The sequence below is a fragment of the Polyangium sp. 6x1 genome (assembly GCF_029946515.1).
GTDB lineage: Bacteria > Myxococcota_A > Polyangia > Polyangiales > Polyangiaceae > Polyangium.
Genome location: NZ_JARZHH010000077.1, coordinates 15,608 through 28,188, shown reverse-complemented (window position 1 = coordinate 28,188; position 12,581 = coordinate 15,608). Strand labels below are relative to the sequence as shown.

Sequence of the window (12,581 nt, the reverse complement as noted above, 5' to 3'; positions counted from 1 at the left end):
GACGGCGCAGCCATGACTCGCACCTCCGGTTCGACGCTTGGGGATACGCTCGGACAAGCTGAGGGCCCCAACCCCCTCCCCGATCCGGGCCCGCTCGTGCGCGCGCGCGCCTACCTCGGCCGCGCCGCCTCGATCGGCGTCACGATGGCCCGCTTCGCCGGGCGCGGGCGCCGAGACGGCGTCGAGAACGGCGTCCGCGCCCTCCGCGCGCTCGGCCGCGAGATCGGCGGCGCGCTCCAGGGCCGCGAGGGCGATCGGGCCTGCACGCTCTGCGGCTGGACGGGCGATCGCTTCGGCCCGGTCTACTACTTCGACACCTACCGCGAGAACACGCTCTGCTACGCGTGCGGCTCGACCGATCGCGTCCGCCTCCTGCCGCTCTTCTGCCGGGGCACGCTCGCGGACTTCTTCGGCGAGAAGCGGCGCCGCGTGCTCGACATCGGGCCGCTTTCGAACTCGCGCCGCTTCTTCCCGGACGACATCGACTACGTCTCGTTCGACCTCTACGCGCCGCACGCGATGGTGCGCGGGGACCTCGTCTCCGCGCCCTTCGCCGAAGGCTCGTTCGACCTCTGGGTCTGCTTCCACGTGCTCGATCTCATCGAGGACGACGAGAGCGCGATGCGCGAGCTCTACCGCATCCTCGCGCCGGGCGGGATGGGCCTGCTCGACAACGCGATGAACTGGAACGCGCCCACGGAGGAGTACGGCCGGGCGCGGCCCGAGGAGGCGATGCACCGCCGCCGTTACGGAAACGACCTTCCGGATCGGCTGCGAAAGCTCGGCTTCGAGGTCGAGATCGTCGACGTGGAGCGCGCGTTCGACGACGCGACGCGGGCGCGCTACGGCATCCACCCGCGCAGATTCCTCGTGTGCAAGAAGCCCAGCGCGGGCGCCGCTTGAACGATGCAGACGCCCCACGAGCCCTCCCCGACGAACCTCCCGACGCTGCCGGACCGCGCAGGGCTCGGTGACGAAGAAAAGCGCCTCGGCGAGGCGTTTCGCGCGCGCTACGCCTCCGAGTTCCGCGAGCTCGTCGTGCGCCGCGAGGTCAAGGATCCCGCGGTCACGCTCGTCGTGATCTCCTACCGCGCCGGCGACTACCTGCTCGACTGCCTGCGTCACCTCCGCGGACAAACCGTCGCGCTCGATCTGCCGTACGAGATCCTCCTCGCCGACAGCGGCGGGCTCGACCATCTGCGTGGCCGGTACGGCAACCTCGTCGACGTCGAGCTGCGGCTGCGCGACGGGCTGCCGCTCAACGTGGCGCGGAACGCGGCGGCGGGCTGGGCGCGCGGCGAGCTCTTGGCCTACATCGACGACGACGGCCTCGTCGTGCCCGACTGGCTCGAGTACGGGGTGAACCTCTTCCGCGACGAGACCATCGGCGCAGCCCGCGGCCGCATCGTCCCGCACCGCCACCCCTGGTACAACGTCTGGGCCGGGCACTACGACCGCGGCGACGACCTCTGGGACGAGGACAACGTCTCGACCGAGGGCAACATGCTGATCCGCCGCGCGGTCTACCTCGCGATCGGCGGCTTCCGCGACGATCTCTACGGCGGCGAAGGACTCTACCTCGCCTACCGCATGAAGCGCGCCTTCCCCGCGCTGCGCTCACTCTACGCGCCGGGCATGATCATGCGGCACGACTACTGCCGATCGGCGCGGGAGTTCATCTGGAAGTCGCGCAGGTACAAGGACGTGCGCAAGAACATCACGGGCATCGAGCCCGAGTTCGACGCGTACATGGCCGTCTTCGACGCGCGGAAGAAGCCCGTTCGGAAGCGCACGCCGACGGAAGAGGTCGTGCTCACCGGCATGCGCGCAGCGCAATCGGTCATCGCGCGGATGCCGATCTTCGACCGCGTGAAGCGGCGCTGACGCGCGTCACTCCACGCGGACGATCGTCGATGCTTCGGCGCGGAGCTCGGCTTCGAGCTCCACGATCGTGAGCAGGCCGAGCACGATCCGCAAGATGCCCGCCTTGTGCGAGCGCGCGTGGAGGAACAGCAGCGGCGAGCGGAGGGCCGTCTGCGCGCGGGAAGACACGGGCTGCGGGACGCCGAGCACGACCGCGGCGACGTCGAGGAAGGCGCGGAGGCGCGCCGGGACGACGAGCGGTTCGAGCACGGAGGTCGCGTCTTCGAGGCGCTCGCGGATCACGCGCCACTGCCCCACGAGCGCGGGCTCTTGCCACCCCGAGCCCAGGATCGGACGCGCGTGCCGCACGGGCTCGGTCGTGATCGCCGCGCGTGGGTTCGTGCTCCGCGCGACCATGTCGGCCTTCCACGAGGCGTTCGCGAAGGGCAACTCCACGAGCTCGGGCCAGAGGCGCGACATGAGCTCGAAGTGCACGCGGTCGCTCGTGCGATCCGCGAGCGGCAGGCCGCCGAACGCGCGCTGGATCGCGGGGTGGTAGAGCAGGTTCAGGACGAGCGCGGTGATGCCGTCGCCGAGGCGCGCCTGCCCGATCCAGCGCCGGACGTATTGCGCCGCGTAGTAGGCCTCGTGCAGGTGCTCGGGCGCCGTGCCGCGATCGAGCTCGCCCTTCATCCAGCGGGTCGTGCGCGTGATCTGCGGCGAGAGCGCCTCGGGGCGGAGGACGCCGCCGAGGTTCGACGAGCCGAACCAGAAGCGCGCGGCGGCCTCGGGATCGGCCGAGGCCGCGCCGCGGCTGCGGTAGAGCTCGCCGAAGAGGCCGTGCAGGCCGAGGCGCGAGTGATACGTGACGGCGCCGGTCATGTCCCACGCGTTGAGCGCGCCCTCGGTAAGCGCGACGTGGCGGCGCATGTCTTCGAGGATGCGCGTGCGCGGCGGCGGGTTGATGCGTTCGAGGTTCAGGCCGAACCGATCGGCGATGCGGCGCGCCGCGAGATGATCGGCGTGCTCGGGCGGTACGCTGATGTAGAGGTTCGCGCGCTTCTCGAGGCCTACGCTCTTCAAGGTCGAGAGGACGAGCCGGCTGTCCTTGCCCCCGGTCAGCGCGGCGAGAATCGGCTTGTTCGTGCCCGCGAGCCACGCGAAGTTCGAGCGCAAATGATCCGCGAGCGTGTCCCAATCGGGCGAGGCGCCCCGGCTCGCGGGCTCGCCGCCGCCGAGCGTGCGGATCTCGGCGGGGCCTGCGTCGCGGGGCAGGACGACGGCCGCGTGGCCGTCGACGAGGCGCACGCCGCGGACGGCGGTGCCTTCGGTGCAGACGATGTAGCCGGGCGAGATGAGCCCGCCGAGGGCCTCGAAATCGGGCGCGGGACGCGGGCCGAGCGCCTTCATGAGCTCCCAGAGCAAGCGCGCGCGGTTCGAGACCGCGGTGAACCCTGGCTGCTCCGTCACGTACACGTGCTCGGTGCCGACGGGATCCGAGGCCGCAACGAGCCCCTCGTCCGTGAGCTTGCACATCGACCACTCGCCGTGAAAGAGGCGACGAAGCGAAAGGGCGTCCGGTGCGCGCAGCACCTCCGCGGCGCCGAGGAGGCGACGGGCGTCGGCCATGCCGTAGCCCGTGATCACCGCGGCGCCGCTCGGATCCTCGTGCCAGCGGGGCTCGGGCCAAAGGCCCTCGTCGCGAAGGAAGACCCAGAGCTTGATGCCGGCGCGCGAGGCGGAGAACCGCGCCTCGGGCACGAAGGGCAAGGCGCGATCGAGACGCGCTTCGAGGCCCTCGGGCAGGCCTTGGGGGTTCTTCGGGCGGAGGGCGAGGTAACACGAGGACATCGGCGCGCCGGGGCCTGTATACCCGATCCGGAGGCTCGCGCTTGCGCGGAGGCGGGCTCGTGTGACAAGGGGTTCGGGTGTTCGTCGACGAGTCGGCGTGGATCCGCGACGTGCTCGCGGGAACAGAGTTCCCCAAGGGCGCGACGGTGCTCGACATCGGGTCCTCCACCCTTCACTTCCGCACCGTCGTGCAGCCGCACCTCGATCGGAACGTGTTCGCGCCGCTTCGCGCGCGCGGCCTTCAGGTGCTGCACCTCGACGCGCGGCCCGAGCCGGGCGTGGACATCGTCGCCGACGTGACGAACTTGAAGGGCGTGGAGCGCACGTTCGATCTCGTGCTCTGCACGAACCTCCTCGAGCACGTGACCGATCGCGAGGCGACGCTGCGGCACGTGGCGCGTGTCGTCGCGCCCGGCGGGCTGCTCGTGCTCACGGTACCGCGGCGTTATCCGATTCACCGAGATCCGATCGACACGGGCTACCGACCGACGGCGGCGGAGCTCGTGGCGCTGCTCGGCTGGCCCGAGGTGCTGCGGCAGGAGGTCCTCACGATCCGCGCGCCCGAGCATTACCAAGGATGGAAGCGCGCGCTGCGGCGGATCTTCTCGCCGTGGCAGATCGCATGCGTGCTCGCGCGAAAGCCTGGCTGACGCGCTCTCTCAGAGCGTGCCGTCGCGCCGGGGTTTCACCCCGGACCCGACCAGGGGCTCTTCGCCCCTGGACCCGAACCAGGGCACAGCCCTGGACCTCAGGTGCATCGACCGCGATGCGGTCGATGCAAAAGAACACGCTCTCAACCGGGCGACCAAGTGCGCTCGGAGAGCACGAGGCTCGCGAGCAGCGAGATCTGCGGCATGCCGCGGCGCGAGCCGGCCTCGACGCCCGCGAGGAGCCGCGCGACGGAGGCACGGTCGAAGCAGCCGAAACGATCGACGCCCGTACGCGGGTCGAGCAGCAGATCGCGCAGGAACGTGCGAAGACGCGCCGATTTGCGGAAGACGGCGTCGTGATCGAAAAAGGCTTGGGCGGGCGGATACGGCGGCTTGCGGACGCGGCGGAGGAGCGCCTCCATCACGCCGCCGCGCGGAACCGGCCAGCCGATGCGCTGCCACGGGATGGCGGCCATGCGCGGAAACCCCTGCCAGAAGAAGGGGGCCTGGAGCGCGGCGTCGAGGCGCGCCTCGGGAGCGACCGCGAGCAGCCGATCGATGAAGCTCGGCGCGAAGAACGGGAAGACCGATCGCGCCACGCTGCGCCAGAGCAAGGGGCCGTTCACCGTGAAGCGCCGGATGCGGTGCCGCAGGATCCAGAAGTCGGACCAGCGAGGATCGTCGAGCGGCTCGGCTTCGAGGCTCTGCGCGAGGGCAGCGCGGGCGAGATCGAGCATCTCGCCGCGGGCCTCGGGCACGAGCAGCTCCTGCCAGGGAGCACGTTCGAGGCGCGCGCGGGAAGCCCAGAGCAAGCGATGGCGCGCTTCGGAGCTCTGCGCGGTGAGGTGCTCGCGACGCAGGAAGCTGCCGCCGAGCACGACGTCGCCGGCGAACCCGTCGAGCCGCAGGTGTCCCTCGGGGAACGAGCCCGTGAGGCTGATGCCGTAGGAATGCAGGATGTCGAGCTGCCCGTCGGTCAGGAGCGACGCGCGAGCGGCGTGATCGACGAGCCAATCGTCGTCGAGGCCGAGCGCGCGCCATGGGACGCCGAGCGTGCGGCAGACCTCGTCGGCGATACCCATGTCGGGCGTGCGCTCGCCGGTACGCGCGAAGGTGAACGCCTCGGCCCTGGCGCCCGCTTCGACGGCGGTCGCGAGCAGGAGCCGCGAGTCGAGGCCGCCGCTCAGGGGAACGACGAGGGGCTGATCGCCGCGCGTGGCGAGCGCGTCCGCGAGGCCCTCGCGCCAGAGCGGGATCAGCGCGGAGATGGCCGCGGCCGGGGACGAACCGCGATCGAGCGGAAGCTCGGTGTAGCGGAAGCGGCGCGAGAACGAGGCGCCCGCGGGGCCGATCTCGAGGGCCGCGCCTTGGGGAACGGCCGTGACCTCGCGGCGGAGCGTGCGCTCCCCGAGGAGGTGGTCGAAGGCGAGCAGCTCGGCGAGGGCGTGCGGATCGAGCGATGATCGCGGCGCGAGCCGGCCGAGGCGCGCTGCGGACGTGGAGAACACGACGCACGCGCCCACGGTGCGGACGTAGACGAGCGCGAAGCCGTGGCGATCCGTCTCCACGACGGCCACGCGCCGCGCGGCATCCCAGCGGCAGAAGAGCCACGGCGGGACGAGGCGCGCGGCAGGGGTTTTTCTGTCGTCACCGCCGAAGCCGATCGCGGGGCCCAGAGCGCCCGGTGCATCGGGGCAAACGATGCACTCGCCTTCATGCTGCGGGAACACCGCGGCGTGGAGAGATCCTTCGTGCAGCGAAGAAGCTGCGCTCCCGAGGTCACGCGTGAGCTCGCGGAACAGCGCGGCGCCTTCGCGCTCGGCCTCTGCGGGTGCGTACACGCCGACGAGCGTGGGCATCAGAGCGCCTCCTTCGGGGCGGCCTCCTCGGCGGGCACCTCGGTCTGCGGCGGGGCCTTCGCGGGCGCCTTCTTCTCGCGCCGGAAGTACCCGAGGAACGCGCGCACCTCGGCCGTGATGGGCGGGTGGATCACGCGGAGCGTCGCGACGTACACGAGCAACATGATCAGCGTGAGCCCCACGAGCCGCGCGACGTCCCCGACGAGGCCCGCGGGCAGGAGCGCTGCCAGCTCGATCCGCGCGATCGCGCCGGCCGCGGTCGCGAGCGCGACGGCCACGGTCGGCTCGACGAGCACACGGAGCAACCGCGAGAGCTTCATCTCGATGTAGCGGCACGCGAGCCACTCGGTGAAGAGCGTGCCGGGCACGCAGAGGACCGAGATGCTCACGGCGACGCCGAACGCCCCCCAGCGCACGCCGATGAGCAGCGCCGCCGTGAGCCCCACGAGCCACGCGATGTTCCAGTAAAGCTCCACCGCGGGTTTGCCGCGGGACTTGAAGATGATGCCCACGAGCGTGCCCACGGCCTTCAACGCGCCCGCCACGCTGAGCGCGCGCAGCGGCCCCACGGCGGGCAACCACCGCGGCCCGTAGAGCAACGTCACGAGCTCGGGCGCGACGACCGCGACCCACGCGAGGATCGGAAAACTCACGATCGCCACGGCGCGCGAGATCTTCAGGTACGTCTCGCGCATCTCGTCGAGCTTGTCCTGGATCGTCGCGAACGCCGGGAACATCACCTGGGCGAAGAGCGAGGCGATGCGCGTCAGCGGGAACGTCATCGTCTCGTACGCGAACGTGTACGTGCCGAGCGCCGCGGTCCCGAGCCGCTTGCCGACGATCATGTAGTCCATGTTCGCCGAGAGGTAGTTGATGGCGCTCGCCCCCGCGACGTACGCGCTGAACGAGAAGAGCTCGCGCACGTGCGTCCACGTGGCGCGGAAGCGCGGCCGGAACGGGCTCGACAGCGTGTACGCGACGACGCCGACGAGGTGGCTCGCGAGCGGGCCGAACACGAGCGACCAGTACCCGACGCCGAGCGCCGCGAGCCCGAGCGTGGCGGCGCTCGCCGCGACGTTGCGCCCGGCCTCGATGGCCGCGACGCGCCCGAAGCGCAGCTCACGACGCAGGAGCGCCGCATGCGTGGAGGCGAAGGGGCCGATGAGCAGCGGGAGCGCGGAGACCAGGACGAGCGAGACGACGCGCGGCTCGCCATAGAACGCCGCGAGGGCCGGGGCCGCGACGATGCTCGCGAGGAAGAGGACGGCGCCCATGGAGACGCTCATCCAGAAGGCCGCGTCGCGGTGGCCGTCCGAAAGCTCCTTGCGCTGGATCGTCGCGGCCGTGAGGCCCATGTCGCTCAGCGCGCCGAGGAAGCCGAGCAGCACCGTGCAAAGCCCGACGAGGCCAAAATCCTCGGGCACGAGGATCCGCGCCAGGACGAGCGTCCGTATCCAGCCGAGGGCCGTGGCGAAGGTCTGGCTCGCCCCGAGCGCGACCCCGCCTCGCGCCGCGCTCCGTAGGAGGCTCATCCGGCGGCGCGGCGGCCTTCGCGCGCGAAGAAATCGCGGTACCAGGCGGTCGTGCGATCGAGCCCGGCGACGAGGCCGTAACGAGGCTTGATGCCGAGCACGCGCCGGGCCTTCTCGGCGTCGAGGTACTGGTGTGCGATCTCGTGCGTGGCTTGCCCGCGCACGTCGGGTTCCAGGCTCGAACCCATGCGCTCGAGAATCGCGCGCGTCATCTCGAGCACCGTGAGCTGGTTGCCCGCGGAGATGTTGAAGGCCTCGCCGTGGATCGCGGGATCTTCCATCGCGCGGGCGAGGTCGAGGTACGCGTCGACCGCGTCCTCGACGTAGAGGTAATCGCGGATGAGCGTGCCGTCGCTGCGGATGACGGGCCTGCGATCGGCGAGGATGTCGCGAATGACGCCCGGCACGATGCGGTTGAAGTTGAGATCGCCGCCGCCGTAGAGGTTCGCGCAGCGCGTGATCGTGATGGGCAGGCGGTAGGTGACCCAGTACGTCCGGGCGATGAGGTCCGCGCAGGACTTCGAGACGTCGTACGGGTGCTCGCCGCGCAGGGCCATCGACTCCGTGTACGGCAGCGTGTCGTGGGAGCCGTAGGCCTTGTCGCTCGACGCGAGCAGCACGCGGCGCACCTTCGGCGACCTGCGCGCCGCCTCGAAGACGTTCCACGCGCCGGCGACGTTGCTCTCGAACGTGCTCACCGGGTTCGCGTTCGCGATGCCCACGATGGTCTGCGCGGCGAGGTGGAAGACCGAGTCGATCTCGTGCTCGCCCATCACGCGCTCGAGCAGCTCCCGGTCGCGGATGTCGCCGCTCACGAGCGTCATGCCCTCGGCGATCGTCGTCCCCTTCGCGCCCTTGCCGAAGAGCCGCGACGTCGGCACGAAGTCCCGCACGAGGCCCACGACGTTCGCGCCGAGCGAGACGAGCCGCTCGCTGAGCCACGATCCGAGCAGCCCCGTCGCGCCCGTGACGAGGACGTTACGATCGCGGAAGAACGCGCGATCGGCCTCCTCGTCCCTCACCAGACCTTCCACGGCGCGCCTCCCGTCCACAGGCCCCGGAGCATCTCCAGATCGCGCATCGTGTCCATGCACTGCCAGAAGCCGCGGTGCTCGTAGACCATGAGCTCGCCGTCCTTCGCCAGCCGCGCGAGCGGTTTTCCTTCGAGCACGCAGCCGTCGTCGTCCTCGAGGTAGTCGAAGAAGCGGCGGCTGAAGACGAAGAAGCCGCCGTTGATGCAGCCGTCGTGCATCAGGGGTTTTTCGTTGAACTCGACGACGCGCGATCCGTCGCGGAGCAGCTCGCCGAAGCGCGACTGCGGAAAGACGCCCGTCACCGTGCCGATGCGGCCGTGCTCGCGGTGAAACGCGAGGAGACGGCCGATGTCCACGTTCGACACGCCGTCGCCGTACGTCACGCAGAACGTGTCCGAGTCGACGTACTTCTCGATGCGCTTCACGCGCGCGCCGGTCATCGCGCGCTGCCCCGTCTCGGCGAGCGTCACGCGGAAGTCTTCTTCCTCCGCGGCCGGCGATTCATGCAGCGTGATCGCGCCGCCCTTGCCGAGATCGAGGGTGAAGTCGCGGCTCATGGCGCGGTAGTCGAGGAAGTACTGCTTGATGACCTCGCCCCGGTAGCCGAGGCACACGATGAAGTCGCGCAGCCCGTGGTGCGCGTAGCTCTTCATGATGTGCCAGAGGATCGGACGATCACCGATCGTGATCATCGGCTTCGGCCGAAACTCGGTCTCCTCTCGGAGACGCATCCCCTGGCCACCCGCGAGGATGACGACCTTTTCACGCGACACGGCCGAAAGCGTTTAATCGAGAGCCCGACGCGGAGCAAGCGCGCGCAGCGCGTCGTAGTGCGCCTCCAGCGTGATGGCGAGCTTCTGCGCGTCGTACGTCGCGAGGGCCTTCTGCCGCGCCGCCTCGCCCATGCGCGCGCGGAGCGCGGGATCCTTCGCGAGGCGCACGAGGCCCGCGGCGAGGCCCTCTTCGTCACGTTCGGCGTAGAGCAAACCGCTCTCACCATCGACCACGATCTCCGGGATCCCCGCGTGCCGGCTCGCGACCGCGGGCAAGCCCGTCCCGGCGGCTTCGACGAGCACCGTGGGCACGCCCTCCTTGTCGCCGTCCGCCGCCGTCACCGAGGGGCAGAGCATGAGATCACTCTCGCGCATCACGACGGCCGGATCCGTCTTCGGATCGAGGATCTCGACGTGCGGCCCGAGCCCGAGCTCCTCGATCAACGCGCGCAAAGGCGCGCCGAGCGGACCGGGCGCCGGCAGCCACCGCACGCGCAGATCCACGCCCGCGGCGCGCGCGCGATGCACGGCGCGGAAGCCATGGGAAAAGCCCTTCTTCTCGATCTCGCGGCCACACATCACGACGGAGAGCGGCCCCTTTCGTTCGGCGCGCGGCTCCGGGCTGAAGCGCTCGAGATCCACGCCGTTCGGGTGGATGCGGAGCTTCGAGGCGGGGCAGCCGAGGCGCACGAGATCGTCGCGCATCGCGGTCGAGAGCACGAGCACGAGATCGCTGCCTTCGAAGAGCGCGCGCTTGCCCAGGATGTAGTGCCAGTAGCGGCGCAGGTGCTTCCGCGGCTCGAGGAGGATGCCGACGTCGCCGCCGTAGAACGACGTGACCACGGGCAACCCGAGCTGCTTGCCATACACCGCGGCAACGAGCCCGTTCGTGCCGAACTGACCGTGCAGCACCGTCGCGCGTGTCTCCGTGAGCGCCTGCATCCACGCGGGATCGAGCGTGAGCCTTCCATGCAGCGGCCGGAGCGCCTGACCGAGCCGCGCGGGGAGCCTGCGCCCGAGGATCCGCGGTTCGGTCCAGGGGAAACGCTCCTCGTTGGCGACGCGGTGGCAGAGCGTGATCGCCTGGTACCGCGAGAGCGAGCGCATCTGGTTGAAGAGGAACGTCTCGGTGAACGAGAACGCCGTCCCGAGGAGGAACGCGACGGCGGGGCGCGTGGGCTCCGGGCCGCTCACGTGGAGCGCTCCTCCCGAGCCGCGTCGATCGTGCGATCGACGCCTTCTTCCAGCGAGACCTCGGGCTTCCACCCGAGCCGCGCCTCCGCGGGCGCGGGATCGCCGTAGTGCGCGTCGGGCTCGTCCGCGGGGCGCGCCGTCGCGCCGAGCACGGGTCCGCCGCGCGCGGGCTTTATCCGATCGACGACGAGCTGCACGACATCGGCGACCTTCCGCGGCGCGCCCGTGCAGATGTCGATCGCGTGCCCCACGGCTTCGGGCGCCGTCGCGGCGAGCGTCACCGCGCGAGCCACGTCGCCCACGTACACGAAATCGCGCTGCTGCAAGCCATCGGTCATCGGAAAGTCCCGCTCCGCGAGGCAAGCGGCGATGAGCGCCGGGAGGAGCTGCCGCGGCTTCGCGCCCGGGCCGTACACGAGGTAGGGCCGGAGCACGACCGCCGAGAGCCCTTGCTCGCGCAGAGGACCAAGCAGCATCGCGTCCGCCTCAGCCTTCGTGCGCGCATACGGCGTGCGCGGCGCGACCTCGCCTTCCGCATCGTGCGGCGACGGAAGCTTGCCGTACACATCGCTCGTCGACACCACGACGAGCCGCGCGCCAAGCTCGATCGAAGCCTCCGCGAGCACACGCGTCGCATCCACGTGGAGCGCGCGCATCGCCTCCGCCTCGTCCTCCGAGGCCCGCGCGCGCGGGTCCGCCGCCAGGTGGATCACGACCTCGGGCCGCGCCCGCTGCATCTCCGCGCGAACGGCCTCCGCCGCGCCGAGATCGACCCTGCGAAGCTCCGTTCGATCGAGCCGCTTCCCTGCCACGCGCCAGAGCCGACCGAGCTCCGAGCTCGGCCGCGCGAGCAGCGTCAGGCGCGCCTCCTGTTCGAGGAGCGAGCGCGTCACGTGCGCCCCGATGAACCCGGCTGCGCCCGTGATCAGCACGCGAAGGCGGCTCACGGCCGGCCCTTCGTTCCCTTCGCCTCGACGTACACGAAGAGGTTGATGCCCGTCTCCTCGCGAAAGAGTCCTCGCGCGTACCGCTTCGCCTTCCACCACGAAAACTCGCCCGGAAGCCGCCGCTTGCCCGACGTGAACGCCTGCCGATCGAGGTCCACGATCCGCAGCCGGAGCCCCGGCCTCCTCGCTTCGAGATCCCGCAAGATCCCGAGCACGCGTCCCTTCGTGACGTACTGGATCGTATCGAGCCCCGCAGTCGGCTTGCCAATCGCCCGCAGGTAGGCGCGCGCGAGCGGCCTCGGGAAGAGCGGCAGCCAAGGCACGCGGTAGTGCCCCTCGAACGTGCCGCGGTAGTCCGGGCAGCGCAGGTGGATCCCGCCTCCGGCCCGCGTCACGCGCACCATCTCGGCGAGCACGCGGTCCACGTCCTGCACGTGCTCGATCGTCTGGTAGCTCGTCACGCAGTCGAAATCGTCGTCGGGGAACGGCAGCGCTTCGCCCACGCCGTCGTGGAAGCGGCTCATCCACTCCGCGGGGTACCCACGCTCCTTCGCCTTCATCCCGTTGAACGTGTGTTTCCACCCCTCGGGATCGATCCCGACCATGTCGTAGCCGTGGAGCAGGCCGTAGAACACGGCGCTCCCGCAGCCCGAGGCCATGTCGAGGATCCGCTTCGCCGACGGCAGCGCGGCCTCGATCGCGTCGAAGCGATGCTTCGAGTTCGTATCGTCGGCCATCCACGCATCGACCACGCCGTCGAGGAACGAGCGCGGCGGCAGGCCGAACCAAGCGCTGTACTCACGTTCGAGCTCGGCACGCAGGAAATCGCGGGCAGCGGACATAAGCGACGCCGGGTATAGGGCCCCTCGCCGATCGAT

General features: G+C 70.6%; 11 protein-coding genes. 3 read left to right on the top strand and 8 right to left on the bottom strand.

The window, feature by feature from the left end:
• Nucleotides 1-12 precede the first annotated feature (12 nt).
• Nucleotides 13-903 (top strand): methyltransferase domain-containing protein, encoded by an 891-nt coding sequence (locus tag QHF85_RS42105; RefSeq protein WP_281333107.1) that lies wholly within the window; start codon nucleotides 13-15, stop codon nucleotides 901-903.
• Nucleotides 904-906: 3 nt separating this feature from the next.
• Complete coding sequence (locus QHF85_RS42100; protein WP_281333106.1) at nucleotides 907-1,884, top strand: glycosyltransferase family A protein; 978 nt, start codon at nucleotides 907-909, stop codon at nucleotides 1,882-1,884.
• A gap of 6 nt (nucleotides 1,885-1,890) precedes the next feature.
• Here the strand turns inward: QHF85_RS42100 and QHF85_RS42095 are convergent, their stop codons facing one another.
• A complete protein-coding gene (locus QHF85_RS42095) occupies nucleotides 1,891-3,714 on the bottom strand; it encodes a hypothetical protein (protein WP_281333105.1) in 1,824 nt (607 codons plus the stop codon).
• A 77-nt stretch (nucleotides 3,715-3,791) separates the two neighbouring features.
• Here QHF85_RS42095 and QHF85_RS42090 point away from each other — a divergent pair, with 77 nt between their 5' ends.
• Entirely contained in the window at nucleotides 3,792-4,364 is a 573-nt protein-coding gene (locus QHF85_RS42090) for a methyltransferase domain-containing protein (protein ID WP_281333104.1), read from the top strand.
• A gap of 143 nt (nucleotides 4,365-4,507) precedes the next feature.
• On the opposite strand, the gene QHF85_RS42085 is transcribed toward QHF85_RS42090, so the two are convergent.
• Genes QHF85_RS42085 through QHF85_RS42055 form a run of 7 tightly spaced genes read right to left on the bottom strand, consistent with a single transcriptional unit; the run spans nucleotide 4,508 to nucleotide 12,545 of the window.
• Complete coding sequence (locus QHF85_RS42085; RefSeq protein WP_281333103.1) at nucleotides 4,508-6,223, bottom strand: asparagine synthase-related protein; 1,716 nt, start codon at nucleotides 6,221-6,223, stop codon at nucleotides 4,508-4,510.
• Entirely contained in the window at nucleotides 6,223-7,755 is a 1,533-nt protein-coding gene (locus QHF85_RS42080) for an MOP flippase family protein (protein ID WP_281333102.1), read from the bottom strand. Before QHF85_RS42080 ends, QHF85_RS42085 begins: the two co-directional genes overlap by 1 nt.
• Nucleotides 7,752-8,789: a GDP-mannose 4,6-dehydratase gene (locus QHF85_RS42075; RefSeq protein ID WP_281333101.1), complete on the bottom strand. Its 1,038-nt coding sequence runs from the start codon at nucleotides 8,787-8,789 to the stop codon at nucleotides 7,752-7,754. The genes QHF85_RS42080 and QHF85_RS42075 overlap by 4 nt, the downstream gene beginning before the upstream one ends.
• The gene (gene rfbF, locus QHF85_RS42070) at nucleotides 8,774-9,562 is read right to left on the bottom strand and encodes a glucose-1-phosphate cytidylyltransferase (RefSeq protein WP_281333100.1); all 789 of its coding nucleotides are present in this window, start codon (nucleotides 9,560-9,562) and stop codon (nucleotides 8,774-8,776) included. The genes QHF85_RS42075 and rfbF overlap by 16 nt, the downstream gene beginning before the upstream one ends.
• Before the next feature lie 12 nt (nucleotides 9,563-9,574).
• A complete protein-coding gene (locus tag QHF85_RS42065) occupies nucleotides 9,575-10,756 on the bottom strand; it encodes a glycosyltransferase (protein WP_281333099.1) in 1,182 nt (393 codons plus the stop codon).
• Nucleotides 10,753-11,703, bottom strand: coding sequence for an NAD-dependent epimerase/dehydratase family protein (locus QHF85_RS42060; RefSeq protein WP_281333098.1), 951 nt, complete (start codon nucleotides 11,701-11,703; stop codon nucleotides 10,753-10,755). Before QHF85_RS42060 ends, QHF85_RS42065 begins: the two co-directional genes overlap by 4 nt.
• Nucleotides 11,700-12,545 carry a methyltransferase domain-containing protein gene (locus QHF85_RS42055; protein WP_281333097.1) on the bottom strand — a complete coding sequence of 282 codons (846 nt, stop codon included), beginning with the start codon at nucleotides 12,543-12,545 and terminating at the stop codon, nucleotides 11,700-11,702. The genes QHF85_RS42060 and QHF85_RS42055 overlap by 4 nt, the downstream gene beginning before the upstream one ends.
• Nucleotides 12,546-12,581 lie beyond the last annotated feature (36 nt).